The sequence below is a fragment of the Mycobacterium sp. Aquia_216 genome (assembly GCF_026723865.1).
GTDB lineage: Bacteria > Actinomycetota > Actinomycetes > Mycobacteriales > Mycobacteriaceae > Mycobacterium.
The window spans coordinates 5138957-5163947 of the sequence record NZ_CP113529.1; the positions used below are offsets into that span (position 1 = coordinate 5138957).

The following is a 24991-nucleotide window of genomic DNA, read 5'->3' on the forward strand; positions in this document are numbered from 1 at the left end:
ACTCGCGGCCTCCGCTGGCGCTCCCCTGACCACCGACGCCGAAGCGGACGTGGTAAACCAGGATGCCGCCGACGCCACGGAAATCGCCACCAAACCTTTCTGGGTACGCCACTACACCTTCACCGGCACCACGGTCGGCCTGATCTTCATCTGGTTCTCGCTCACCCCGTCGCTACTCCCCCGGGGTCCGCTGTTCCAGGCGTTGGTCAGCGGGTTCTCCGGCGCCATCGGCTATGGGCTGGGTGTCTTCTCCGTCTGGCTGGTGCGGTACATGCGCGAGAAGAAGTCCAGCCCGCCGCCGCCGCGCTGGGCGTGGAAGGTGCTTATCCCGGTTGCCGTGGTGGGCCAGGTGCTGATGGCCATCTGGTTCCATGTATGGCAGGACGACGTGCGCAACCTGATGGGCGTGGCACATCTGGAGTGGTACGACTACCCGCTGACCGCGATCCTGTCGTTCATCGTGCTGTTCACGGTGGTCGAAATCGGCCAGGCCATCCGCCTGCTGGTCAGATTCCTTGTGGGACAACTCGATCGGATCGTGCCGTTTCGCCTCTCGGCCACCATCGTGGTGGTCCTGTTGGTGGTCCTGACCATCACCCTGCTCAACGGCGTGGTCGTCAAGTTCACCATGCGCACGCTGAACAACACCTTCGCCTCGGTCAACAACGAGATGAACCCGGATAGCACGCAACCGACCACCCCGCTGCGATCCGGTGGCCCGCAATCGCTGGTGTCCTGGGAATCGCTCGGCCATCAGGGGCGCATCTTCATCAAGGGTGGCCCCCGAACCGACGACCTGACGAAATTCAACGGCGCGCCCGCGACCGAGCCGATCCGCGCCTACGCCGGGCTGAACTCCGCGGACGGCATCACGGCGACCGCGGAGCTGGCCGCGCGTGAACTGCAGCGGACCGGCGGGCTGCGGCGCGCCGTCGTCGCCGTCGCGACGACCACCGGGACCGGGTGGATCAACGAGGCGGAAGCTTCGGCGCTGGAATACATGTACAACGGCAACACCGCGATAGTCAGCATGCAGTACTCGTTCTTGCCCAGCTGGCTGTCGTTTCTGGTGGACAAGGAGAACGCCCGCCACGCCGGCCAGGCCCTGTTCGAGGCCGTTGACAAACTGATCCGGCAATTGCCCGAGGGCCAGCGCCCCAAGCTCGTCGTGTTCGGCGAGAGCCTGGGCTCGTTCGGCGGCGAGGCGCCTTTCATGAGCCTCAACAACGTGCTGGCTCGTACCGACGGAGCCCTGTTCAGCGGGCCGACGTTCAACAACACCATCTGGACGGACCTGACCTCCACCCGAGACTCCGGTTCGCCGGAGTGGCTGCCCATCTACAACGACGGTCGCAATGTCCGATTCATCGCTCGCCCGGGCAATCTGGACCGCCCCAAGGACCCGTGGGGTTCGCCCCGGGTGGTGTATTTGCAGCACGCCTCCGACCCGATCGCCTGGTGGACGCCCGATCTGCTGTTCAGCGAACCGGATTGGCTGCGCGAACGGCGGGGCTACGACGTGCTGCCGCAAACACGTTGGATCCCGGTGGTGACTTTCCTGCAAGTGTCGGCCGACATGGCGGTCGCCGTGGATGTACCCGACGGCCACGGCCACCGCTATGTCGCCGACGTCGCCAACGGGTGGGCCGCGGTGTTGTCACCACCCGGGTGGACGCCGGAGAAGACCGAGCGGCTGCGACCGTTGTTGCACGCCAACGATTAGCTAGAGCCAGCGGCGGCCGGTCTCGCCGGCATTAGCCAGCACCACCGGACCACCGGCCAATTCGGCGAGCACGCCGGCACCGGCGAGCGCGTGATAGCCGCCGACGACGTCGGTGGCGCGGTGCAGGCCGATGTCGAGCAGCGCGGCTGCGGCCAGGCTGGAGGTGTAGCCCTCCGAACACACGATCACCCACTCGACGTCGTCGCCGACGGCTTCAGGCAGGCGGGCATCGCTGGTCGGGTCGCAGCGCCATTCCAGGACGTTGCGTTCGATCAGCAGGGCGCCGGGGACCTCGCCCTCGCGGAACCGCTGTGCCTGCGGCCGGATGTCGACGAGCACTGCCCCGCGCCTGACCGCATCGGGCACCTCGGCGGGCGCAAGCCGCCGAAAACGACGTCGGGCGGATCTCAAGACAACATCGATACGGCTCATCCCGTCCCCTCCGGTTGGTCGGTCAGTTCGGTGCGCTGACGGCGCAACCTGCTCTGGTCGGTCACCTCGTAGTACGACATCGCGCTCAGCGGCGGCGAGTACGCATGCACGCTCAGCGTCGGCGCAACCGGTCGCTTGATCGCGGCCGCGGGCCCCGGGATTGGGATTGGGACGGGCCTGGGCGCCCACACCACGTCGTGCACCCAGCCCAACGGGAAGCCGGCCTGATCGCCGGCATCGAGCCGGCGCCGCCGTAATGTCCTTCCGTCCCAACGGAATTCGTTGAGCGACCCGGACACCACGGTGAGCGCGCCCAACGACCCACCATGGTCGTGCAGTTCGGTGGCGTGGCCGGGAACCCAGCTGATCAGCCAGACGTCGAGTTCGTCGTCGCCGTGGATGCGGGTGAACCAGCGCTGCGAGTCCGGGACGCCGCCGGCGGGCAGCAGGTGGTCGCACCGGCCGCTGAGCACATCGTCGGCGGCCCGGTCGGTGGCGTGCAGCAGGTCGGGGACCCGCAACCGGGTCGGCCCCGCGGCCGGCGACGCGATGGTCGGTGAACGCAACGCAACGGAACTTGCGACAGGTGAGGACATTGGGAGAGCTCCAGAAGAGATCGGATTGGGTGAGCGGCGGCTGGTTAAGGCCGACAACACTCCCAAAATCCGAAGCGCTCCATCACGGGCGCCAGTGTTGCATAGATTGAGACGGTGCGGTGGTGTAGTCATCGGCCCCGGCGATGGGGCGCGCTCGTGGTAGCGGCTGGGTTCACGGTTTTGTTCGGGCTGACGGGGTGCTCGCCGGGCGGTCCCCCGGGGGCCAAGACGACGCCGTCGCCGGTGCCCTCCCCGGCCGGCCCGCATAGCCCGAGTTCGACACCGCCGGGGGTGATCGGCCTCTCCCCCGCGGGGGTGACAACCAAGGTCGATGTCCCCGCGGAGTCGACCGAAGAGGAGTACTACCAGGCCTGTCACGCCGCAAAAGTGTGGATGGAGGGACGGCCCAAGACCGGTGAATCCCTGTTCGAGCCCTACTTGGCGATGGTCCAGACCTCGCCCTCGAGCACCGCGGGTACCTGGAACACACGATGGGCGGACCTGACACCGGCCCGGCAGGCGGCGGTGATCACCGCCGCGCGGGCGGCCGCCGACGACGAATGCGGGTAGCGTCGGTCCCCCGCGCTTCGCACTCCTGCGCAATTGCGATCACGGATGAAAAAAGTGGTGCCCCGCCCCGGCGAGGGACCGTTGCGACACGCAAAATGTAGGGGTGTCTGGCGAAGCCGTCGCGCGTCGATCCTCACGTTCCCGGGTCGCCGTGGCACTCGGGAGCGGCGGCGCGCGGGGCTACGCCCACATCGGGGTGATCGAGGCACTGCGGAGCCGCGGCTTCGAGATCGTGGGGATCACCGGCTCATCGATGGGCGCGATGATCGGCGGCCTGCAGGCGGCCGGGCGACTCGACGAGTTCGCCGACTGGGCGAAGTCGTTGACGCAACGCACCATCCTGCGGCTGCTCGACCCGTCCATCAGCGCCGCGGGGGTGATGCGGGCCGAGAAGATCCTGGAGGCGGTGCGCGACATCCTCGGCCCGGTCACGATCGAGGAGCTGCCGATCCCGTACACCGCGGTGGCGACCGACCTGCTGGCCGGCAAGTCGGTGTGGTTTCAGCACGGTCCGCTCGACGAGGCGATCCGGGCATCGATCGCGATTCCGGGGGTGATCCCGCCCCACGAAGTCGGCGGACGCCTGCTCGCCGACGGCGGCATCCTGGATCCGCTGCCGATGGCCCCCCTCGCCGCGGTCAACGCCGACCTGACGATCGCCGTGGGGGTCAGCGGCAGCGAGGTGATCGCTAAGCGGGAGCCCGAGCCCGGCGCCACCGTCGAGTTGCTGAACCGCATGGTTCGCAGCACTTCCGCGCTGCTCGACACCTCGGCCGTCCGGTCGCTGCTCGACCGGCCCACCGCACGAGCCGTGTTGAGCCGATTCGGCGCGGACACCTGGTCAGAGGAATCGGGCGAGGGCGGCCCCGACGGTCTCCTGGAGGCGCCCGGGGTTCCGAAGCTCGGCAGCTTCGAGGTGATGTACCGCGCGTTCGACATCGCCCAGTCGGCGCTCACCCGGCACATGCTGTCGGCCTACCCGCCCGATCTGCTGATCGAGGTACCGCGTTCGACCTGCCGGAGCCTGGATTTTCACCGGGCCGCAGAGGTGATCGACGTCGGCCGGGTGCTGGCCGAGCGAGCCCTCGACGAGCTGGATGGTCCGGCCGAGGAACCCGCGCCGCCCGCGATCGAAGGTTGAGTTCACGCCCGAACCATGACATGCGCACGGCGAGAGTCATTGGGGGAAAAGAACTTCACGGTCTGATCAGACACCCAAGAACTGCGCGATCCTCGCCGCTTCGCGGCGGCCCTGTTCGCGCCCTGCCACGGCCGAGCCGACGCGACAGCGCGGATCTAAAAGGTTGGGCCCGAACGCTTTCAACGAGCCGGGATCGGCGAACACCGCGAATGTCGTGCCGTCGAATGCCTTGATCTCCGCGGCAGGCCCGGCGCCGAACGGCGACGGGGCGTCGGGCGCCGAGGGCACCAACACCACCGCCGCGGTGCAGTCGCGGGCGACAGCGAGGTTCACCGAGCTGGCGATGCCGCCGTCCATATACCGCCGGCCCGTGATCGTCACCGGCGGCCACGCCCCTGGCACCGCGCAACTGGCCGCGACCGCGTCGACGAGCTCCACTCCCGATTCGGAGTCGAAGACCACCAATTCGCCGATGGCCGTGTCGATCGCGGTGATGCGCAGTGCGCGGTCGGGCCATTCGTGCGACGGCAGACGCTGCTCGATCACCCGCCGGCGAACGGCCTCGGGAACCGTCTTGGTGCCCAGCGCCACGGCCCCGATCCGCTGCATCTGCTGACGCGTCTTGGCGAGCGAGTCGTCGTACGGCTCGCCCAAGGCGGCCAGGAACAGCTCGGTGATGGTCTCGACGTCGACGCCGGAATCGATCTCGCCGGACGTCTCGGCGACTTGTCGATCGAACAGCGCCTCTAGCGTGCTGCCGGTGCCGATTTGGGCGGCGACCGCCGAACCGGCCGAGGTTCCCACCAGCACATCGGAATCCAGCAGCTGCCGCGCCGCGGCCGGCGCCTCATCGGCAATGCCCTGCAGAATGCCCGTCTCCCAAGCGATTCCGGCGATTCCTCCGCCGGCCAGCACAAGCGCGCGTTTGGTTGTCACGTTCACCGTGCGCTCTTCACGCCGTCGTGTGCTGGGCCCGCTGCGCGACTGGGCTCAGATCCTGTTGGCGCAACAGCTGTTTGGGCGGATCGGGTAGTACCACGCTACGGGTGATCCGCAGTGGCGCGTCGACGTGGACAAGTTCACCCGATTCGATCAGCGACCACCGCGGATCGTCATCCATACGTTCGGTGGCAAACACCACCGATGCGCGACTGCACAGATGCTCTGACTTCGCGTGAATCCGCTTGGTGCGCAAGTCGAATTGCGGATTGGACGCAGCGGTGTCGTCGGGTCGATGCAGGACGTAGAGCGGATTGGACTCGGGGTAGCGCAGCGCCCACATGTCGGTGGCCGTGGTCAGCAGCACGTTGACGGCAAAGATGGGCACATTCGCGGCCAGCCACCGCACCGCATCGACGAGACCGGCCGGGACGTCGTCGCCGTGGGCGCGAATCGAGGCGGTGATCAAGGCGAACACCCGCTCCGAGTCGGTTTGACCCAGCACCAGGTGGTCGGTGCCGACCTCGCGCAGCCGTTCGTCGATGACGTCGAGCCCTTCGACCACCCCGTTGTGCGCGAAGACGCGACCGTCCTGCAAGAACGGGTGGGTGTTGCGGATGTCGAGCGACCCGGTCGTGGCGTAGCGCACGTGGGCGACGAACGTCGTACCGGTCAGCCGGTGTGCTTCGGTGGCGAAGTCGGCGTCCTGCCAAGCCGCTATCGGCTCCTTGTACAGCTGCGGTTGGCCGTCCGCGTCGAACACACCCAGACCGGTGCCGTCGGGATTTCGCCTGCTCTGTTCGGACAAACTGTCTGGAGCGTCCAGTAGCCAGAAGGTCGCGGTGCAGGCTTGCGTCCCGGCGTGCAGCCCAAAGAGTCGACACATGGGTTAAGACGGTACCGAATGCGGTTGCGGGGTACTTTTCGTCGTCGGCACGCAGGTGGCGGGCGGCCCGGCCGGTGACGAGCGGCGCACACCACGAGCCAGCTCAGTCCCGCTCCTCGGTGACCTCGTATTCGTTGTCCGCGTGCCGGGATCGGATGGTCTTCTTGTCGTACTTGCCCACGCTGGTGCGCGGGATTTCGTCGGCAAAGGCCCAACGCTCGGGCAGCCACCAACGAACGACTTTGTCCGAGAGGAACTTTCGCAACTCGCCCGCGCTGACCGACGCCCCTTCGTTGAGGACGACGACGGCCAATGGGCGTTCCTGCCAACGTTCGTCGGGAACGCCGACGACCGCGGCCTCGAGCACGTCCGGGTGACCGATCAGGCAGTTCTCCAACTCGACCGAGGAGATCCACTCCCCGCCGGACTTGATGACGTCTTTGGCGCGGTCGGTGAGGGTGAGGAAGCCCTCTTCGTCGATGCGGCCGACATCGCCGGTGCGCAACCAGCCGGAGTCGAATTTGGACTCGTCGCGCCCCAGGTAGTAGGAGCCGGTGATCCACGGGCCACGGACTTCCACCTCACCTACGGCCTGGCCGTCGTTGGGAAGCACTTTGCCGTCGTCGGCGACGATGCGCATCTCTACGCCGCAGATCGGTTGGCCCTGGGTCCCGCGGATGGCCCAGTGCCGATCCTCCGGCGTCCCGACCGGCGGCCAGGCCAGGGTGGCCAGTGGCGACGTCTCGGTCATGCCCCACAGCTGCCGGATCTGGACGTCGTACTTGTCTTCGAAGGTGCGCATCATCGACACCGGAACGGCCGAGCCGCCGCAGGCCACCAAGCGCAGCGACGAGATGTCGTGGTCGGGGTCTTTTTCCAGGTGGTGCATCACGTCGTTCCAGATGGTCGGCACCGCGCCGGCCAGGGTGGGTCGCTGCGTCTCGATCATGTCGATCACCGATCGGGCGTCGAGGTGGCGATCGGGTAGCACCAAGTCGGCGCCAGCCATCACCGCCGCGAACGGCAACCCCCACGCATTGGCATGAAACATCGGCACAATCGGCAGCACCCGGTCACAGGCCCCGACCCCGATCCCGTTGGTACTGCACGTGGCCATTGTGTGCAGGAAGCTCGAACGATGGCTGTAGACAACACCTTTGGGATTTCCCGTGGTGCCGCTCGTATAGCACATCGCGGCCGCGGAATTCTCGTCGATCTGTGGCCACTCGAATTCGGTCGACTCGCCCTCGATCAACTCGGCGTACCGCAGCACCGTCTTGCCCGATTCCTGCAGCGCCGCGGTGTCCCCGTCCCCGACCGCGATCACGGTGTGCACCGTTTCGAGGTTCGGCAGTATCGGGGCGAGCAGTTTGGCCAGTGACATGTCGACAAACACGACCTGATCTTCGGCTTCGTTGGCGACGTAGGCGACCTGCTCGGGGAAGAGCCGGATGTTGAGGGTGTGCAGCACGGCACCCATCGACGGCGCCGCGAGATAGGTCGCCAGGTGTTCGGCGTTGTTCCACATGAACGTCGCGACGCGCTGGTCCCCGGTCACACCCAGGCGCCGCAACGCGTTCGCCAGTTGGGCGGCCTGCTGGCCCAATTCGCGGTAGGTGGTCTGGCGGTAGCCGTCGCCGGTAGCGGTGGTGATCGTCCGGGCCCCGTGGACACCGCAGCCGTGCCGCATGATTGCGCCGATTGTCAGCGGAAAGTCCTGCATTGTGCTGTCCATGGATCTACCGCCTTACGGTCTCGGCGCAGCACCGCCTCATGGTCGGTCGGGCGAATGGTATCGCCGCGCTACATCACGGGAAACGGATTCCCCCGACAAGGCGTGTTGTATCCGGACCTGACGAAACTCAGGCGAGCACCGGCTCGTGCGGCACCAGGTCGGCTAGCAGCCAGCCGGCCGTCGACAGCTCGCTGTCGGCCGCGGCGGCCTCGATGGCCAATGGGGAGGCCGAGGCGATCGGCGTGACGCTCACGGCACCGGAGTAGCCGCCGACGTACAGCCGCGTTCCATCCGGGCTCTCCACCACGCACGACGGCTGCATACCGGCCCCGAGAGTGGCGATGACGTCATGGGTCAGCGTGCACAGCACGGTGACGCTGTCGTCGCTGACCAGGTAGACGCGATCACCGTCGGCGGACAGCGTCATCCCCGTGAGAACGCCGCCGATCTCGCCGACCTTGCGGGTGTGGGTGATCTTGTTGGTCCGGGTGTCGATCAGATCGACCACGACTCCCACCTCGGGAGCACAACTCGCCACGTAGGCGATCGCCCCGTTGTGGCTCAGCGCGACGTCACGGATGGGCAAACCGATCTCCACGGTGTCGATCACCCGCATAGCGGTCTGCTGGACCGCGGTGCGCTTCTTGCGCCAGCTCGCGCGACCGCCGGCCACGTCGGCGGGCGCCTTCGTGCCGATCACGACAACCCGGCCGCCGGCGGGCCCGTTGACACCCACGTAGACCCGAGATCCGTCGGTGCTGACGCGCACGCATTCCGTCGCGGTCCCCGGGGCCGCGGCGGCGCCCACGTCGATCGCCTGGACCCGCCCGGTCACGGTGTCCAGCACGGCGACGTCGGCAATGCCGGCGGCGTTGCGGCTGGCGTACACATGCCGCCCCGCGGAATCGACGGCCAGGTCGCTCACGCTCAGCGCCACCGGATGCGTCGCAACCACCCCGTGCGTATCGGTGTCGATGACCTGGATCGAGTCATAGGCCGCCGACACCGTGCTGACGTAGGCCCGGCCGCCGCTGATCGCGATGGCAAACGGCTCGTCCACGCCCTCGATCGTCTCGACGACCCGAAAGGTGTCGGTGTCGATGACCGAGACGCTGTCGGCTCCGTAGTTGGTCGCTAGCAGCCGGCTGCCGTCGCGACTGATCGCGATGCCGCTGATGGGGCCGTTGCCGACGGCGATCTCGACGGCCACCGGGGCTATCGGTGTCGCGTCGACCTCGACGATCTCGCGGGCGGCCTCCCGGCCGTTCAGTTCGCTCACGTTCGCACCGCCTTGCCTTCGCTGTTGGTGTCGGCCATCCGGCGTGCGCACCGGCCGCCGCAACTCGTGCGCGACACCGGCGGCCTAAGGGATAACCGCGTTTCAGCACCTGAAAAATGTGCTGGCCTGCACAAATTTTACTGGCCGAATTTCGGCCGAAAAGCAATTCAAATCGGCGCTGTAGGCTAAATCACCATGCGGCCTCAGGATCCGCTCAGGTGATTGCCACCGAGTATATACACGGTCACCCCCCGGCGAACAAGAATAATGCTTCCAACTAGGGATATGCTGGATCCCAGCTAACCACCTAACGGGCGACTGGCGAATGACAGGGTAAGAATTCATTAGGCGCACGGGCAAAAAGAGGCAAATATCACATTTGCCGGGCCCGGTATGTCGCCGGATTATTTTAGCTGAACTGGGTTTTCGGCCGACCAAGGCTGACACCGTCCACAGCGATGTCGAGCTTCTCGTTATAGAACGCCACCAGTCCCGCGATCTGGCTCACCGCCGGCAGCGGAAAGTGATACGTCCACGCAAGGTCAGCATGCACGGTGTCGCCGATGCGCACCGACCAGTAACCGGACGTCACCCCCTTGTATGGGCACTGCGTCTGCGTCGGGCTGGGCTCCAAGTGCGCGAAGGCAACGTCGGTGGGATCAATGTAATACCGTGTCGGCAAACCGGTTTCGAAGAGCAACACCGGCGATCCGCTGTCAGCCAGCACGACGCCATCCAGCTCAACCCGGACATGCCGATGCGAGCGCAACGCATCGACCCGCGAGTAGGGGTTGCGCGGATGGACGTAGATGGGCTCGTCCTCCTCGAACCAGCGCAGCAGATCCCACTCAAAGCGCACCGTGCCCGCCACGGGGCTGTCGCTGTCGGCGTCGAACACCCGCGCGGCACCCGCGTGCGTCTGTCCGGCGCCGACCAGGGAGTGCAGCCGCGACGCACCGAACTGCACCCTTTGTGCGTGGTTCTCGTCGCGCAGGAACCCGGGGCGCACATCGGCCAGCGGCACGTAATACGCGGGGTAATAAGGGATTTCCCACACATAGCGAGCGGCGGTCGTGTCGAACACCAGCTGGTCGCCGAGGAAACCCCGGACCCGTCGCGGCACGGGCTCGACGCGTCCCCGGTCCGCGGCCATCTGCGGGTAGTCGTGGTCGGTCGTCATGAGTCGCCTACTGGTCCTTGGACGCCAGACCGGCCGGTGCATTCGCGATCGCGGTGCGGATGGCGTCGGCCAACGCCAGCGCACTTTCCTCGGTGAGTTCCAGAGCGACCCGTGCCGACGGGCCGAGCTCCGGATTGATCACGTCGATGTTCACCGTGTGGGTGTAGGGCGCGTGAACGGCGTGGTCGACGTAGACGGTCGCACGCCGGGCGCCGAACCACCCCTGCGCGCCCTTGCCACTGCCGTCGATCTCGACGTGCTCGGTCAGATGTGTGCACATGGCTTGGCGCGCCTAGCCTTTCAGATGAGTAGCGAAGAACTCGTCGATGCGACGCCAGCCGTCCACCGCGGCCTCGGGCCGGTACGCAGGCCGATCGACCGAGAAGAACGCGTGGCCCGCACCGTCGTAAGAGTGGAACTCGTGCGGCTTGTTTAGCTTGGTGAGCTCGGCGTCCAGCGTGGCCACCGCGGCAGGCGTCGGGAACATGTCGTCGATCCCGAACAGGCCCAGCAGCGGGCAACTCAGGTTCGGCGCCAGGTGCAGGATCGGTTTCATGGCCTTGGGCAGACCCTCCCGGGCATCCTCGACGACGTACCCGCCGTAACAGTCCACCGCGGCATCGAAGGGCAGTGAGCAGGCCGCCAGGTAGGCGTGCCGCCCGCCCGAACAGTGCCCGATGACGCCGAACTTCCCGTTGGCGCCGGGCAGGGAGCGCAGGTGCTCGACGGCACCGGCGACGTCGCCGACGAGACGCTCATCGGGCACTCCGCCCGCGGCGCGCACCGTCGCGGCGGCGTCGTCGGGAGCGGCACCCGGCGCCTCTCGGGAGTACAGATTCGGCGCCACGGCGTGGTAGCCGCTGACGGCCAGCCGGCGAACGAACTCTTTGGTCTCCCGGTCGTAGCCCGGCATGTGATGAATCCAGACGATTCCGCCGCGCGAACCTTCGGCGAGCGGCTCGGAAATTGGACAAGCGCGATAGGCCTCGATCTGATCGCCGCCGTGGCCGGTGATGGTGATCGTCTCCGCGCGAATGGCATCTGGGCTAACCACATTCATCAAGATGCTCCTTGCTGGGCCACAATCAAGCGGAGCGCGTGCGGCTCGTCCGGGGTGGTGCGCCCGCCGGAAACCAACGTATCCGAACTTCGGCTCAGGCCTCAGCCGACTTTTATCGGGATCGTCTCCGCTTCCATCCGGGGCGGCAGCATTTTCATGTCAACCGTCAGAATCTCGCCGCTGTCCTGAGCGCCGTTGGGCGCCATCTTGGGCTTGAGCGCAAACGGCGGAGTGGTGGAAGCCAGCGCGTCCAGCCCGAAATCGCTGTCGTTGGCAACGATTATTGTCTTGCCGCCGTCCGGAGTGATGACGCCCTCGATCTTGGCGTGGCCGAAGAAGTTGCCGTCCGCCGACAGCGAACGGAGCAGGTCGGTGAGATCGAGCTTCAGTTTCTTGCCGGCCACCGTGATCCCGGCGGCGCTGAGCTTGCTCGTGGCCGCATCGACCCCGCTGATCCCGACAAAGGTCTCGATCGGCGCACCATTGATCAGCAGCCCGCCGCGGTCGGCCTGATAGCTCGCCCCCGGCACGTTGGCGCGGGGGCCGACGTCGGTGGCTCCGGAGATGTCGGCCAGGTAGATCTTCTTGTTGCCGTTGGGCTGTGGCTCGCCGTCCAGCTCGTCGACCAGGAACGTGGTGTTGCTGACCGCCGTGATTTCCGAGACCGCGACCTTGGTCTGCTGCGGGTTGGCCAACGGGTACAGGTACTCGTGCACATCGGTGTGGTTGGCGAGTTTGATCGTCACGATCCGGGTGACCGGGACCGACACCGACGGGCCGAGGAGTCCCGGGGTTTGTAGCGCCGACTGCATGATGCCCACCAGCGTCGTGCCGTCGGGGGTAAGAGTCAGGCCCTCCATGCCCTGGTTCGGGCTGCGCAGCGCCAGCTCCTTGGGCAACGTCGCATCGAATGGCGAAAGGCGTTCCAGCTCTTTGCCATTGGCGTCGAAATGGACGATGAACGGGCCGTATTCATCGGAAACCCAGAACGTACCGTCGGACAAGGCGACCAAGCCTTCACCGTCCAGACCGTGATCGGACGGCGCTAACGGTGCGCCATTGATGTCGACCGCCGACTCGCCGGTGATGGCCTGCGGGTGGGACAGCCCGACCAAGGGCGCCCCGTCCTTGCCTGCCAGCGTGATGATCTTCTCCACCGACGCCAGACCGTCGGCGAGCTTCAGCTTGGCTATCTGCGGGTGGAAATCGGGTATCGGAAACACGATTTCGTTCGGCGTACGCCCCGCAACGTTGGGGCCGCGGTCGGTGAGGCCGAAGATCTCGTTCGAGCTACCGGGAACCGGGGCGATAGCCGAACCATGCGCGTTGGCCTGGATCGCGACGCCGCCGATAGTGGCGAGCGGCGGCAGGTTCTCGGCATAGAGCTTCACGCTGGGGGTGCTGGTGAGGTGGAGCTGGTCGGTGCCGGTGAACCCGGCATCGGGGGTGTAGATCATGGCGCCGCTGGCGCCGTAGGTGATGGTGCCGTGCTCGGGTTTGGCGTACGCCACCGGCGTGTCTCCCTCGGTCGCGGCCAGCATCTGAGCCGGGGTGATGGTCAGCGCCTTGCCGGCACCCGTTTTCAGTTCGGGCTTGAGGCCTGACCCGGAGTGGCCCGACGAGCAGGCCGCGGCCATCACGAGCAGAGTGGCGGCAGCGACGGACCAGACCCTGGTGGATGCCATGCAGTCGACCTAACAAGTGGAAGTTGTCTCGCCGGTGAATTTCGCGCGAGCAGACGCCGCGCCCTACTTCTTGTCGCGCACCTTGTACGACGACGGCCACGACTTACGCGACTCGTCTCCGGTCAGCGGAGTCCCCATCCCCCCGACCTTGACGCTGTACGCCTCCTTGCCCGGGCCGACCTCGCGATTCGCGTGCTCCTGGGCCAGGTAGTACAGCTCGTCGATGGTCGCTTCGTCGTACGCGACGAACGACGTTTCCCGCGCCATGTCGTCGATCCCGACGAGCATCCGCTCCGGCACATACCGTGACGCCAGCGCCGCCATACCCAACAACGAGTACGGGATGACCCAGTAACAGATGAACAGCAGCGGGGTCTTCGTGTCGAGGATCGTGGCCTCGCGTCCGCCGAACTCCTCCAGCACCGGCGGAATCGCGGACGACACCGTCATGCCGGCGAACGCGGCGATCCAGATCCAGGACAAGACGTCGGTGATCCGGTCGAACAGGTCGGTCTTGACCACGTCGGGAGGCTGCTCGGCCGCGGCGAACTCCCGCACGAACGACTTGCCGACCAGCTGGCCGATGAGCGCCACCAGGAAGATCCCGCCGCTGCTGAGCGGCTGTATCCACCGGTGCATGAACGTCTCGCTCAGCGTGAACGTCAGAATCGTCAGCACCGCGAAGGTGGCTACCGCCCCGATCTCGAGGGTGCCGCCCGACTTACCCAGCGCGCGTCCGATCGCAAACGCGGCGACGGCGATCGCGAGCGCGACCACCACCGCGGTCTTGAAGGGGACGTTGCCAACCAGCACCCAGTAGATAAGCCACGGCGCGAATCCAAACAGCATGCCCACGGTGGGTCAGTGTATGAGTTGCCGCCTCCCACGACGGCGCGCACCGCCGCATCGCGTCGTGCGGCCATCCAGCAAAGCCATTAGATTGCGTCTGTAGTGAACGACGATCCGCGCAACGACGTGGTCTCCCGGCAATACGATCGGTGGCAGTACCCGCCCCCCATTGATGACCTCGAGGCCTACTCGAAGAACAACTGGGAGTGGTTCGACCCGCTGTGGGCCCACCGGGTGTTGTGGCCGGACCGGGGATACCGGCCCGACCTGGACATTCTGATCGCGGGATGCGGCGCCAACCAGGCGGCGGTATTCGCCTTCACCAATCGCGACGCCCGCGTCGTCGCGGTCGACGTCAGCCAATCGGCACTGGACCATCAGCGGTACCTGAAAGACAAGCACGGCCTGCACAACCTGGAATTGCACCTCCTCCCGATAGAAGAGGTGTCGGCGCTGGGCCGCGACTTCGACCTGATCGTGTCGACCGGCGTTCTGCATCACATGGCGGATCCGCTGACCGGCATGACGGCGCTCGCGAGCCGACTGCGCCGTGACGGCGCGATGGGGATCATGCTCTACGCCAAGTACGGCCGGATCGGGGTCGAGCTGCTCGAGTCGGTCTTTCATGACGTGGGCCTTGGCCAGGACGAAGCCTCGGTACAGATGGTCAAGGACGTCGTCGCGGTGCTGCCCGCCGATCATCCCGTCCGGAGTTATTTGACGGTGGCCCGCGATTTGCGGACCGACGGTGCGCTCGTCGATACGTTCCTGCACGGTCGCCAACGCAGCTACACCGTCGACGACTGCCTTGATCTGGTCGCCTCCGCCGGCCTCACGTTTCAAGGATGGTTTCACAAGTCGCCGTACTATCCGCACGAAACCCTCACGCCGGCAGGGGAATTCAAAACTCACTTAGCGAAATTGCCCGACGCCGAACTCTGGTCGGTGATGGAGCGGCTGCAGACTGGCAATGCGACACACTTCTTCATGGCCTGTCGTCCGGACCGTCCGAAAGAGCAATACACGATCGATTTCACGGCAGCCCAGGCTCTTGACTACGTTCCGATGTCGCGCACCGCGTGCCTGTTGTCCGAGGCTGACCTGCTGGGACCCGGCTACCGGCTGCGGCTCGGCCCGGCTCAGCTGCCCTTCGCGCAACTCGTCGACGGCCGTCGCAGCATCCGGGAGATCGCTGCCGGCGTCGCGCAGCGCGGTGGCAGCGATCTCCCGGGCAGCACGGGCGAGGCAGAGGACTTCGCGCGCAAGCTTTTTCAGGAGCTGTGGCGCTTGGACTTCCTTTCGATGGCCATCGGCGCGAGTGGCCACGGAGCGTAACAGTTTGCACTGAGCCGTATCTCGCACCGAAAGCCGGCGCAAGCCCGCCACCGGCGGATGCTGCTCATTTCGTCGCCGAGACATAATGTGAGGACAACGTTAGGATTCTGGTCCTGCACGATTCACACCAAGGAGTCACGGATGAAGAACACGGCATGGTTGGCGGGCCCGATCGCTGCCGTGGTGACCGGTCTTTGTGCCATCGCCGCCGCTCCGATCGCGAATGCCGACGGGCCGGATGACACATTCCTGCACACGCTGCAGCAGCGTGGGCTCGGCTGGCCCAACGGCCAGGACCAGATGATGATCAGTGCCGGCCACGCGGTGTGTCAGGACTTTGACGCCGGCGACACGATGGCCCAAACCGTCGACGATGTGAAAAAAGCGCTCGGGGTGAGCAACATGGGCGCCGGCAGCATCGTCGGTGCGGCGGTTGCGGCGTACTGCCCGGAGAACCGCAGCAAGATGTAGGGACCACGCCGGCAAATCCGCGAGGACGCAATCCCGCTTCCGCCGGATCTCCGCGAGCTAAGGTCAGTTGGTGCTCGCCCTGGACACGATGGTCCGCGAAAACCTCTTGATCTGTCCGCGCTGCGCCGCTCCGGTGCGTTCCGAGACCGGTTCCTGGCGATGCACCAATAAGTCCTGTCGGTACGCCGACGATCCGTTCCCGGTCGTCTCCGGGGTACCGGCCTTGATCGATTTCGAGCACAGCGTGGTCAACGCCGACCGGTTGCGGGGTTCCGAGGGCGCCTCGGAGGTCGCCCGGTGGGGGCTCAACCGCGCACTGGCCGCGCTCGTACACCCCGCGAACACCACCGCTGCCGCCAGCGTGGCTCGGATGCTGGAGCTACTCCGGGCCGACGCCGCCACGGTCGGGTGGCGGCCCCGGATTCTGGTGATCGGAGGCGGCTCGCAGGGTGACGGCTTGGCGGAGCTCTACGCGGACCCGGATGTCGACCTCATCTCCTTCGACATCTACGCCAGCCCGTCGGTCCAATTCGTCGGCGACGGGCATGCGATCCCGCTGGCCGACGGCTCCGTCGATGGCGTGATCATCCAGGCGGTGCTGCAGTACGTGCTCGAACCGACGGTGGTGGCAAAGGAGATCCACCGGGTGCTGAGTAGCCGGGGAATCGTTTACGCCGACTCGCCATTCATCCAGCAGGTCGCCGAGGGACCTTACGATTTGATGCGGTTCACCGACAGCGGGCAGCGCTACTTGTTCCGCGGGTTCGAACGCATCGACTCCGGGAGTGTGGCCGGCGCGGGCACCGCTTTGCGGTGGTCGATCGACTATTTCGTCCGGGCCCTCACCCGTTCCCGCCGGCTCGGCAGACTCGCTGTGCTGTGCTTCTTCTGGCTCAGCTGGACCGACCGCTTCCTCGACCCGAGACACACGATCGACGGTGCCAGCAGCGTGTTCTTCCTCGGCCGCAGGAGCGAGACCTCGATCACCGAGGCCGACATCATCGCCTACTACCAGGGCGCGATGGCGGGAATTTCACCCACGATTGCGCCTGACGAACTACCGGCCGACGTGCCGTGCCCCCAGTCGGACTCGAACCGACACTGGACGGATTTTAAGTCCGCTGCCTCTGCCAATTGGGCTATGGGGGCCCGGCGGCGAATCTAGCGCGCGGGATCGAGGTCCGGGACACCGCGTCCCGCCGAAATGTGACCGAGTTCAGGGCGTGCGTGCGCGGCGTACTTCGCGTAAGATCCGCGCGCCGCGCGCCTTAGCGCTGTTCGGCCCTCAGCGACAGATGACACGGCCATGTCGGCCAATCGGACCTTGTTAAAACTGCCGGCGTAGGCGTTAAAACGCCGTAAACGCCCGTCACCCACGCCCTTTCGATCGGGAAGTTGAGCGGTGAGGAAATTAGCCTTACGCCAGTACACAGGGGCTCGTACGCCACCACACAGGGTCGACCCCGCACATTGAGTCGACATGTTTCGAACACCAGAGGAGCAATGGATGTCATTCCTGACAACAGTGACTGAAGAGTTGCTTGCCGCCCAGGGTCAGCTGGAAACGATCAATGCCAACCTGGCGGCGCAAAACGCGGGCGCCGCCGCGGCGACCACGGTTGTCGCGCCGGCGGCCCTCGATCCGGTATCGGCCCAGCAGGCGGGGATCTTCTCGGCGTTCGGCACCACGTACCAGACGACTGCCGGCGAGGCGCAGACCCAGCTGGAAACGTATGCGACCAACCTGGGCACCAGCTCCACCAGTTACAGCGACACCGAGGCCAACAACGCGGCGTCAGCACTGCTGCAGAGTGCCGACCCGACGCAACAAGTCAGCCTCCTGGCGGATCCGGTTTCGCAGGTCGCGGCTCCCGGTCCCGGCAGCACCGCCCTCGACTGGCTCCAGTACCTCCTCGGTGGAACCGGAAACTTCACCAACCCGACAATGCTGGGCGGCATCTTCGGCCTGTCGGGCAACGGGGCCAACATCCTGAACATCGGTGGCGGAAACTATGCCTCCGCCGCTTCCGCCCTCCTCGGTATGGCCGGTGGTGGTCTGCTTCCCGCCGGTAGTGACACGATCGGCGACGCCGCCGCCGCGGCCGGCGCCGCGGATCTCGCCGCCTCGACGTCCCCCATGCCGGTCGGCATGGGAGGAATGGGAGGCATGGGAGGCGCGATGCCGGTGGCCGCGGGCATTGGCCAGGGCACCCTGGTCGGCCAGCTGGCCGTACCGCCGAGCTGGGTTGGCGGCCAGGTGACTCCGGTGGTCGGTGCCACCGCCGCCCCGCTGCACACCGTGGGCTGGACCTCAGCGGCGCCGCCGGCCGCAACCGGCACGCCGATGGCCGGCATGCCCGGCATGGTCACGGGCGCGGGACGCGCCTCCAGTGGCTTCGGTGCACCCCGCTACGGCGTCAAGCCGATCGTCATGCCGAAGCTGAAGGCCGTCTAGGCGCGGTCACGGTCATCCACGAAGAAGCGACATCAGAACCTAAAGGGAGCGGGAAAAGAAATGGTTTTTGACTTTGCAGCACTACCGCCGGAGATCACCTCGACGCTCGTGTGGAGCGGGCCGGGCTCGGCGCCACTGATGGCTGCCGCAACCGCGTACGCCAACCTCGCCGCCGAGGTGAGCACCACGGCAACCTCGTGGGATTCGATCATCTCGTCGCTGACGACCGACCAGTGGACGGGTGGTGGGGCGTCAGCGGCGGCAGCCGCTGCCCAGCCGATCGTGACGTACCTGACCGACACGGCGACCGCACTCGAGCAGGCGGGCTCCGCTGCCTCGGCATCGGCGGCCGCTTTCGAGGCGGCGCACGCGGCGGTGGTAAACCCAGCACTCGTCTTTACCAACCGCGCGGAGTTCGCGGCCGCGCTCGCGGCGGTCCCGTTCAGCCTCCCGCAGCTCATGGAATTGGAGGTCGAGTACAACGAGATGTGGGTCCAGGACGCCACCGCCATGAGCGGGTATCAGGCCGCGTCCGAGGCGGCCGCCGGGCTGATACAGCCGGTCACGCCGCTGGCCTCGACCGTCGACCCGGGCGGCCCGGCTCTGCTCGCGGCCAACGACGCGCTGCAGCCGGCGGCCGACGTCCAGGCGTTGGACGTGAGCTCGTTGGCCGACGCATTGCAAGCCATCGCGCCGCCGTTTGCCAGCAACAACATCCTGCAGTCGATCGACGGCTTGCTCGGCACTCCTGCCTTCTTCAACGGCGTCAACGGCGCGGTCAACACCTCGGCATGGTTCGTCATGACCGCCATCCCGACCGCAGTCTCGCTGGGCCACACTCTTGCCAGCGCCGCGGTCCCGGCGGCCGCGGTCAGTGACGTGGTACCGGCCGGTGCGGGCGGCGTCATCGAAGGCGCCGTGGTCAGCTCGGTGAGCCCGGCGGGCATGGGTGCGGGCGGCTTGGGCTCCGCGGCGTCGGCGAGCCTCGGTGGGGCGTCCACCGTGAGCAAGCTTTCGGTGCCGGCCAGCTGGGCGGCGAACGCCAACCCTGCGACGGAGTTGACGGCGGCGACCGCGCCGCTCGAGGGCTCGGGCTGGACCGCCGCCACCGAGGAGGCCGGGGGCATGGGTGCACCCGGTATGCCGGGAATGGTCGGAGGAGCCAAGGGCGCCGGCGCTTACGGTGCGGGGCCACGGTACGGCACCAAGCCGATTGTCATGCCCAAGCAGGTCTGCGTGTGACGCGCAAAATAAGGGTCACATGTCACGCGTTGGAGGCTGGCAGTTAACCGCTAAGCCGTAATCTATCCGCTGCGCGGCTACCACCGCACCGAGACCAATCACCAAAACTTCCACTGTCCGAAGGCATCAACCAACAAAGGAGAAAAGCACCATGGCTACACGTTTCATGACTGACCCGCACGCGATGCGGGCAATGGCAGGCCGCTTCGAGATGCACGCCCAGACGGTGTCCGACGAGGCTCGCAAGATGTGGGCGTCCTCGATGAACATCGCCGGCGCGGGCTGGAGTGGTCAGGCCCAGGCGACGTCCTACGACACCATGGGTCAGATGAACCAGGCGTTCACCAACATCGTCAACATGCTTCACGGCGTGCGTGACGGACTCATCCGGGACGCGAACAACTACGAGACGCAAGAGCAGGCCTCGCAGCAGTCCCTCAGCCACTAATCGCGAAACTCGCAGTTTCCCAACACTTTTAACTCAGGAGGAAGTAGACAATGTCGATCAATTACCAGTTCGGAGACGTCGATGCGCACGGCGCGCTGATCCGCGCGCAGGCCGCTTCGTTGGAGGCCGAGCACCAGGCCATCGTCCGCGATGTGCTTGCTGCCGGTGATTTTTGGGGCGGTTCCGGTTCGGTGGCTTGCCAGGAGTTCATCACCCAGTTGGGTCGTAACTTCCAGGTGATCTACGAGCAGGCCAACCAGCACGGGCAGAAGGTGCAGAGCGCCGGCAACAACATGGCCAGCACTGACAGCGCCGTCGGGTCCAGCTGGGCCTGACACCCCCTCGTTTCAACCGGGGCCGCACACCTCTTGGTGTGCGGCCCCGGTGTTTGTGCGACACACCCCAGCCGGCGCAACCTGGTCGCCGGCGACGGGCACCCCAACGAGGGCCCGGGCGCCTTCTTTCGCGAGCCGAATCCGGTTGTCGGCGAGACTCGTTGGTAGACAACATGATTTTCAAGCAAGGCCGCGCGGCACGGGATTCAAGACTTCGCAAGATTTGAGAACTCTATGAACCCCGTGACAAGTGCATATGCGCTTTGCGAGAATTCAAGAACATGACCGCAATGTCGGGATACGCGGGTAGCCAGCGACCGCGCCAAGCCATTCTTGGGCAGCTGCCCAGGATCTATCGTGCTGACGGATCACCGATCCGGGTTTTGCTGGTGGACGATGAGCCGGCGCTGACCAATCTGGTCAAGATGGCCCTGCACTACGAGGGCTGGGTGGTGGAAATCGCCCACAACGGACGCGAAGCGCTGGCCAAATTCGACCGGGTGACGCCCGACGTGCTGGTCCTCGACATCATGCTGCCCGACATGGATGGCCTGCGCATTCTGCAGCGGATCCGCGAATCCGACGTCTACACCCCCACGCTGTTTTTGACCGCGCGCGATTCGGTCATGGACCGGGTCACCGGCCTCACCGCGGGCGCCGACGACTACATGACCAAGCCGTTCAGTCTCGAAGAGCTGGTCGCACGCCTGCGCGGATTGCTGCGCCGCTCCAGCCAACTGTCGCCACCGGCCGCCGAAGCACTCAAGGTCGGCGATCTTCGGCTCGACACCGCCAGCCGCGAAGTCACCCGAGACGGCACGCCGATATCGCTGTCGTCGACCGAGTTCGAGTTGCTGCGCTTCCTGATGCGCAACCCGCGCCGCGCCCTGAGCCGCACCGAAATCCTCGACCGGGTCTGGAACTACGACTTCGCCGGGCGCACCAGCATCGTCGACCTCTACATCTCGTACCTGCGAAAGAAAATCGACTCCGGCCGCGAGCCGATGATCCACACCGTCCGAGGTGTTGGATACATGCTGCGGCCCTCGGAATGACGGGCCAACGCAACACCCCTTTCTGGTTGCCCCGGTCGCTTCGCCGTCAATTGCTGATCGGTGTATTGGGCGTTGTCACAGTGGTATTGGTGTCCGTGGGTGTGGTCTCGGTACTCAGCCTGCGCGGCTACGTCACCGCGCTCAGCGACGCCGACGTCGCCGAATCCCTTGACGCATTGCACAACTCGTACACGCGATACCACAACGGCGAGCACACCTCGGCACATCGCCGCACTCCGCCGATAGCCGAGGCGATGCTCGAGTTCACCGGGCAGACGCCGGGCAACCTGATCGCCGTTGTGCACAACGGCGTCGTCATCGGCTCCGCGGTGTTCTCCGAGGACCAACCAAAACCCGCGCCGCCCGACGTCATTCGCGCCATCGAAGCGCAGTCCTGGGCCGATGCGCCGCCCCGCACGGTACGGCTCGGCAGCCTCGGCGCCTACCGCGTCGACAGCCGCGCCGACGGATCCGACCTGCTGATCGTCGGCATGTCGGTGAAGCTGGCCGACCAGATCATGGCCCGCAAGTACATCACCACCAGCCTGCTGGTCGCGGCCGCGCTGATGATCACCGCGGGACTCACGGTGTGGGTGGTCGGCTACACACTTCGCCCGCTGCGCCGGGTCGCCGCGACCGCCGCGGAAGTCGCGGCGATGCCCCTCACCGGCGACGAACACCGGATCAGCGTCCGGGTCCGGCAGGAAGACACCGACCCGGACAACGAAGTCGGGATCGTCGGACACACGCTGAACCGCTTGCTGGACAACGTGGATGGCGCGCTGGCGCATCGGGTCGATTCCGACATGCGGATGCGGCAATTCCTCACCGACGCCAGCCACGAGCTGAGGACCCCGCTGGCGGCGATTCAGGGCTACGCGGAGCTGACCCGCCAGGACAGTTCGGCGTTACCGCCGACGACCGAGTACGCGCTGGCGCGCATCGAATCGGAAGCACGCAGGATGGCCTTGCTCGTCGAGGAACTGCTACTGCTCTCGCGCCTGGGCGAGGGCGAGGACCTGCAGAGCGAAGATGTCGACCTGGCCGAGCTGGTCATCAACGCGGTGAACGACGCCGCGGCCGCGGCGCCGACACACCATTGGGTCAAAGACCTGCCCGACGAACCGGTCTGGGTCCGTGGGGATCATGCCCGGTTGCATCAGCTGGTCAGCAATCTGCACAGCAATGCCCGGTTGCACACGCCGCCCGGCGTCACGGTCACCACCGCAATCACCTGTCAGCGCAGCGATCCCGACGTGCCGCACGCCGAACTGACCGTCGCCGACGACGGGCCCGGCATCGACGCGGATCTGCTCCCCCGGTTGTTCGAGCGATTCGTCCGCGCGAGCACCTCCCGGTCCGACGGGTCGGGCATCGGACTGGGCCTGGCCATCGTCAGTTCGATCGTCAAGGCCCACCACGGCTCGGTCAGCGCCGAATACGCGAACGGCCGAACGGTCTTCCGGGTGCGGCTGCCGATGATCGACAAACCGGGCGTCGACTAGCGCGCCCATCCCGGTGCAAACCGGGGTTGGTGAGACACGCGACACAGACGAGGCCGGCAAAGGTCAGGAAGACCGCAAAAGTGGCGGTCAAGTCGTAAAGAAAACGTTAAGGGCGAACGTCGTGGACCGCGATCGGGCCTAGCCTCAAACCTGTCCTCCTCACCCGAGGTCAAGTTACTGTTGCCCCAGAACGACCAGCATCAATTCGGTCGTCAAACGAGAGACAAAAAATGTCTGTGGTGATTTACCTCCTGCTGACTGTGGCAGTGTTCGCCGCGCTCGGCCTCACGCTGAGGCTGGGATCGTGAGCACCGCCAACACGGTGGGCCTCATTCTGTCCGTCCTGATTGCACTGTTACTCGGTGCTGCCCTGATGTTTCCGGAGCGGTTCTGATGAGCGGCACCGCGGCGGGTGTGATGTTCCTCGCCCTGATGATTGTCGCGCTGGCAGTCGTCCATGTACCACTGGGCGACTACATGTATCGGGTCTACAGTGCTCAAAAGCATTCGCGCACCGAAAAATTCGTTTACCGATTGATCGGCGCCAACCCGGACTCGGAGCAGACGTGGAAAACGTATGCCCGTAGCGTGCTGGCCTTTTCGGCGGTCAGCGTCGTGTTCCTGTTCGTCTTGCAGCTGGTGCAGGACAAGCTGCCGCTGCATCTGCACGACCGGGGCACGACGATGACACCGGCGCTGGCGTGGAACACCTCGATCAGCTTCGTCACAAACACCAACTGGCAGGCCTACGCCGGCGAGTCGACAATGGGCCATCTGGTGCAGATGGCCGGTCTGGCGGTACAGAACTTCGTGTCCGCCGCGGTGGGCATGGCGGTCGCGGTCGCGCTGGTCCGCGGATTCGCCCGTCACCGCACCAACGAACTGGGCAACTTCTGGGTGGACCTGACCCGCGGCACGCTGCGCATCCTGTTGCCGATCTCGATCATCGGCGCACTGCTGCTGGTGGCCGGGGGCGTCGTCCAGAACTTCCACCTCAACGACCAGGTCGTCACGACGCTGGCCGGCACCCCGCAGACCCTGCCCGGTGGTCCGGTCGCCAGCCAAGAAGCGATCAAGTTGTTGGGCACCAACGGCGGTGGCTTCTACAACGCCAACTCGGCGCACCCGTTCGAGAACGCGACCGCGTGGACCAACTGGATCGAGATCTTCCTCCTTCTGGTCATCGGCTTCTCGCTGCCGCGCACGTTCGGCCGCATGGTGAACAGTAAGAAGCAGGGCTACGCGATCGTCGCGATCGTCAGCATCCTGGCCGTGCTCAGCGTGAGTTTCATGATGCTGTTCCAGTTGCAGCACCACGGCACCGTGCCCTCGGCGGTGGGCGCCGCGTCCGAAGGGGTCGAGCAGCGCTTCGGTGTCGCCGACTCCGCGGTCTTCGCCGACGCGACGACGCTGACCTCAACGGGCGCAATCGATTCCACCCACGACTCGTACACCAGCCTGGGCGGCATGATGACGATGTTCAACATGCAGCTCGGTGAGGTCGCACCCGGCGGTACCGGCTCGGGTCTGTACGGCATCTTGATTCTCGCGGTGATCACGGTGTTCGTCGCCGGCTTGATGGTCGGCCGGACACCGGAATACCTCGGCAAGAAGATCAATCCGCGCGAGATGAAGCTGGCCTCAGGTTATTTCCTGATCACCCCGCTCATCGTGCTGCTCGGCACGGCGACCGCGATGGCGCTGCCGGGCGAGCGCGCCGGCATGGCCAACACGGGCCCGCACGGCCTGTCCGAGGTGCTGTACGCGTTCACGTCGGCGGCCAACAACAACGGTTCGGCCTTCGCCGGCCTCTCGGCCAACACGGTCTGGTGGAACACCGCTTTGGGACTGGCGATGGTCTTCGGCCGATTCCTGCCGATGATTCTGGTTCTCGCGCTTGCCGGTTCGCTGGCAAGCCAGGGCATGACACCGGAGTCGAGTGGCACGCTGCCCACCCATAAGCCTCAGTTCGTGGGACTTGTAGTGGGTGTGACGGTCATTCTGGTAGCCCTCACCTTCCTGCCCGCGCTCGCGCTCGGGCCACTCGCCGAAGGGATTCACTGAAAGTGA

25 protein-coding genes, 1 tRNA gene and 1 pseudogene are annotated in these 24991 nt (G+C 66.0%); 14 read left to right on the plus strand and 13 right to left on the minus strand.

Translation table 11 applies throughout. The annotated features are described in order from the left end of the window. The first annotated feature begins 49 nt into the window (after nt 1-49). Nucleotides 50-1723, plus strand: coding sequence for an alpha/beta hydrolase (locus tag OK015_RS23945; RefSeq protein ID WP_442791324.1), 1674 nt, complete (start codon nt 50-52; stop codon nt 1721-1723). Here OK015_RS23945 and OK015_RS23950 read toward each other — a convergent pair whose 3' ends face one another. Continuing rightward, nucleotides 1724-2155 (minus strand): rhodanese-like domain-containing protein, encoded by a 432-nt coding sequence (locus OK015_RS23950; RefSeq protein WP_268126742.1) that lies wholly within the window; start codon nt 2153-2155, stop codon nt 1724-1726. It lies immediately after the preceding gene. After that, entirely contained in the window at nt 2152-2751 is a 600-nt protein-coding gene (locus OK015_RS23955) for a cysteine dioxygenase (protein WP_268126744.1), read from the minus strand. The genes OK015_RS23950 and OK015_RS23955 overlap by 4 nt, the downstream gene beginning before the upstream one ends. Nucleotides 2752-2865: 114 nt before the next feature. On the opposite strand from OK015_RS23955, the gene OK015_RS23960 reads away from it, so the two are divergent. Together OK015_RS23960 and OK015_RS23965 are read left to right on the plus strand one after the other, a co-directional pair. Beyond that, a complete protein-coding gene (locus OK015_RS23960) occupies nt 2866-3321 on the plus strand; it encodes a lipoprotein LpqV (protein WP_442791154.1) in 456 nt (151 codons plus the stop codon). A 103-nt stretch (nt 3322-3424) separates the two neighbouring features. After that, entirely contained in the window at nt 3425-4462 is a 1038-nt protein-coding gene (locus OK015_RS23965; RefSeq protein WP_268126748.1) for a patatin-like phospholipase family protein, read from the plus strand. Nucleotides 4463-4528: 66 nt separating this feature from the next. On the opposite strand, the gene OK015_RS23970 is transcribed toward OK015_RS23965, so the two are convergent. The 9 genes from OK015_RS23970 to OK015_RS24010 form a co-directional block, all read right to left on the minus strand. After that, on the minus strand, nt 4529-5398 hold the full coding sequence (locus tag OK015_RS23970) for a patatin-like phospholipase family protein (protein ID WP_268133037.1): 870 nt from the start codon (nt 5396-5398) through the stop codon (nt 4529-4531). A 16-nt stretch (nt 5399-5414) separates the two neighbouring features. After that, nucleotides 5415-6287: a class II glutamine amidotransferase gene (locus OK015_RS23975; protein WP_268126750.1), complete on the minus strand. Its 873-nt coding sequence runs from the start codon at nt 6285-6287 to the stop codon at nt 5415-5417. A gap of 103 nt (nt 6288-6390) precedes the next feature. Next, a complete protein-coding gene (locus OK015_RS23980) occupies nt 6391-8022 on the minus strand; it encodes a long-chain fatty acid--CoA ligase (RefSeq protein ID WP_268126751.1) in 1632 nt (543 codons plus the stop codon). A gap of 127 nt (nt 8023-8149) precedes the next feature. Next, nucleotides 8150-9301, minus strand: coding sequence for a YncE family protein (locus OK015_RS23985; protein ID WP_268126754.1), 1152 nt, complete (start codon nt 9299-9301; stop codon nt 8150-8152). A 409-nt stretch (nt 9302-9710) separates the two neighbouring features. Beyond that, nucleotides 9711-10481 carry a DUF427 domain-containing protein gene (locus OK015_RS23990; RefSeq protein ID WP_268126756.1) on the minus strand — a complete coding sequence of 257 codons (771 nt, stop codon included), beginning with the start codon at nt 10479-10481 and terminating at the stop codon, nt 9711-9713. 7 nt (nt 10482-10488) lie between these two features. After that, entirely contained in the window at nt 10489-10761 is a 273-nt protein-coding gene (locus OK015_RS23995; RefSeq protein WP_268126758.1) for a DUF6295 family protein, read from the minus strand. 12 nt (nt 10762-10773) lie between these two features. Beyond that, entirely contained in the window at nt 10774-11541 is a 768-nt protein-coding gene (locus OK015_RS24000) for a dienelactone hydrolase family protein (RefSeq protein ID WP_268126760.1), read from the minus strand. 101 nt (nt 11542-11642) lie between these two features. Further along, on the minus strand, nt 11643-13226 hold the full coding sequence (locus OK015_RS24005) for an esterase-like activity of phytase family protein (RefSeq protein WP_268126762.1): 1584 nt from the start codon (nt 13224-13226) through the stop codon (nt 11643-11645). A 63-nt stretch (nt 13227-13289) separates the two neighbouring features. Next, a complete protein-coding gene (locus OK015_RS24010) occupies nt 13290-14081 on the minus strand; it encodes a hypothetical protein (protein ID WP_268126765.1) in 792 nt (263 codons plus the stop codon). A gap of 96 nt (nt 14082-14177) precedes the next feature. Here OK015_RS24010 and OK015_RS24015 point away from each other — a divergent pair, with 96 nt between their 5' ends. Further along, nucleotides 14178-15410, plus strand: a complete 1233-nt coding sequence (locus OK015_RS24015; protein ID WP_268126767.1) for a class I SAM-dependent methyltransferase — start codon at nt 14178-14180, stop codon at nt 15408-15410. Nucleotides 15411-15551: 141 nt separating this feature from the next. Further along, complete coding sequence (locus tag OK015_RS24020; RefSeq protein WP_268126768.1) at nt 15552-15881, plus strand: DUF732 domain-containing protein; 330 nt, start codon at nt 15552-15554, stop codon at nt 15879-15881. A gap of 63 nt (nt 15882-15944) precedes the next feature. On the opposite strand, the gene OK015_RS24025 is transcribed toward OK015_RS24020, so the two are convergent. After that, a complete protein-coding gene (locus tag OK015_RS24025; RefSeq protein ID WP_268126769.1) occupies nt 15945-16190 on the minus strand; it encodes a hypothetical protein in 246 nt (81 codons plus the stop codon). A gap of 61 nt (nt 16191-16251) precedes the next feature. Here OK015_RS24025 and OK015_RS29335 point away from each other — a divergent pair. Beyond that, a pseudogene (locus tag OK015_RS29335) lies at nt 16252-16494 on the plus strand (hypothetical protein); the annotation flags it as partial. A 462-nt stretch (nt 16495-16956) separates the two neighbouring features. Here the strand turns inward: OK015_RS29335 and OK015_RS24035 are convergent. After that, nucleotides 16957-17030, minus strand: a tRNA-Leu gene (locus OK015_RS24035). A 358-nt stretch (nt 17031-17388) separates the two neighbouring features. On the opposite strand from OK015_RS24035, the gene OK015_RS24040 reads away from it, so the two are divergent. The 8 genes from OK015_RS24040 (at nt 17389) to kdpA (ending at nt 24985) form a co-directional block, all read left to right on the plus strand. Then, nucleotides 17389-18336 carry a PE family protein gene (locus tag OK015_RS24040; RefSeq protein ID WP_268126774.1) on the plus strand — a complete coding sequence of 316 codons (948 nt, stop codon included), beginning with the start codon at nt 17389-17391 and terminating at the stop codon, nt 18334-18336. Nucleotides 18337-18396: 60 nt separating this feature from the next. Continuing rightward, nucleotides 18397-19578: a PPE family protein gene (locus OK015_RS24045; RefSeq protein ID WP_268126777.1), complete on the plus strand. Its 1182-nt coding sequence runs from the start codon at nt 18397-18399 to the stop codon at nt 19576-19578. A 151-nt stretch (nt 19579-19729) separates the two neighbouring features. Beyond that, nucleotides 19730-20026 (plus strand): WXG100 family type VII secretion target, encoded by a 297-nt coding sequence (locus tag OK015_RS24050; RefSeq protein WP_268126778.1) that lies wholly within the window; start codon nt 19730-19732, stop codon nt 20024-20026. Nucleotides 20027-20076: 50 nt separating this feature from the next. Further along, nucleotides 20077-20361, plus strand: coding sequence for a WXG100 family type VII secretion target (locus OK015_RS24055; RefSeq protein ID WP_268124020.1), 285 nt, complete (start codon nt 20077-20079; stop codon nt 20359-20361). A 281-nt stretch (nt 20362-20642) separates the two neighbouring features. After that, nucleotides 20643-21416 (plus strand): response regulator transcription factor, encoded by a 774-nt coding sequence (locus OK015_RS24060; RefSeq protein WP_268126780.1) that lies wholly within the window; start codon nt 20643-20645, stop codon nt 21414-21416. Continuing rightward, nucleotides 21413-22921, plus strand: coding sequence for a sensor histidine kinase (locus OK015_RS24065; protein WP_268126782.1), 1509 nt, complete (start codon nt 21413-21415; stop codon nt 22919-22921). Before OK015_RS24060 ends, OK015_RS24065 begins: the two co-directional genes overlap by 4 nt. 304 nt (nt 22922-23225) lie before the next feature. After that, nucleotides 23226-23315 carry a K+-transporting ATPase subunit F gene (locus tag OK015_RS24070; RefSeq protein ID WP_108924426.1) on the plus strand — a complete coding sequence of 30 codons (90 nt, stop codon included), beginning with the start codon at nt 23226-23228 and terminating at the stop codon, nt 23313-23315. Next, complete coding sequence (gene kdpA, locus OK015_RS24075; RefSeq protein WP_268126789.1) at nt 23315-24985, plus strand: potassium-transporting ATPase subunit KdpA; 1671 nt, start codon at nt 23315-23317, stop codon at nt 24983-24985. Before OK015_RS24070 ends, kdpA begins: the two co-directional genes overlap by 1 nt. The last annotated feature ends 6 nt before the right edge of the window (nt 24986-24991 follow it).

Bases quoted from the DNA above. Each gene is read 5' to 3' on its own strand.
- OK015_RS24040 (WP_268126774.1), top strand. From the start codon at position 17,389: ATGTCATTCCTGACAACAGTGACTGAAGAGTTGCTTGCCGCCCAGGGT.
- OK015_RS24000 (WP_268126760.1), bottom strand. From the start codon at position 11,541: ATGAATGTGGTTAGCCCAGATGCCATTCGCGCGGAGACGATCACCATC.
- OK015_RS23990 (WP_268126756.1), bottom strand. From the start codon at position 10,481: ATGACGACCGACCACGACTACCCGCAGATGGCCGCGGACCGGGGACGC.
- OK015_RS24005 (WP_268126762.1), bottom strand. From the start codon at position 13,226: ATGGCATCCACCAGGGTCTGGTCCGTCGCTGCCGCCACTCTGCTCGTG.
- OK015_RS23950 (WP_268126742.1), bottom strand. From the start codon at position 2,155: ATGAGCCGTATCGATGTTGTCTTGAGATCCGCCCGACGTCGTTTTCGG.
- OK015_RS23955 (WP_268126744.1), bottom strand. From the start codon at position 2,751: ATGTCCTCACCTGTCGCAAGTTCCGTTGCGTTGCGTTCACCGACCATC.
- OK015_RS23975 (WP_268126750.1), bottom strand. From the start codon at position 6,287: ATGTGTCGACTCTTTGGGCTGCACGCCGGGACGCAAGCCTGCACCGCG.
- OK015_RS24045 (WP_268126777.1), top strand. From the start codon at position 18,397: ATGGTTTTTGACTTTGCAGCACTACCGCCGGAGATCACCTCGACGCTC.
- OK015_RS24050 (WP_268126778.1), top strand. From the start codon at position 19,730: ATGGCTACACGTTTCATGACTGACCCGCACGCGATGCGGGCAATGGCA.
- OK015_RS24020 (WP_268126768.1), top strand. From the start codon at position 15,552: ATGAAGAACACGGCATGGTTGGCGGGCCCGATCGCTGCCGTGGTGACC.
- OK015_RS24060 (WP_268126780.1), top strand. From the start codon at position 20,643: ATGACCGCAATGTCGGGATACGCGGGTAGCCAGCGACCGCGCCAAGCC.
- kdpA (WP_268126789.1), top strand. From the start codon at position 23,315: ATGAGCGGCACCGCGGCGGGTGTGATGTTCCTCGCCCTGATGATTGTC.
- OK015_RS23995 (WP_268126758.1), bottom strand. From the start codon at position 10,761: ATGTGCACACATCTGACCGAGCACGTCGAGATCGACGGCAGTGGCAAG.
- OK015_RS24065 (WP_268126782.1), top strand. From the start codon at position 21,413: ATGACGGGCCAACGCAACACCCCTTTCTGGTTGCCCCGGTCGCTTCGC.
- OK015_RS23980 (WP_268126751.1), bottom strand. From the start codon at position 8,022: ATGGACAGCACAATGCAGGACTTTCCGCTGACAATCGGCGCAATCATG.
- OK015_RS24055 (WP_268124020.1), top strand. From the start codon at position 20,077: ATGTCGATCAATTACCAGTTCGGAGACGTCGATGCGCACGGCGCGCTG.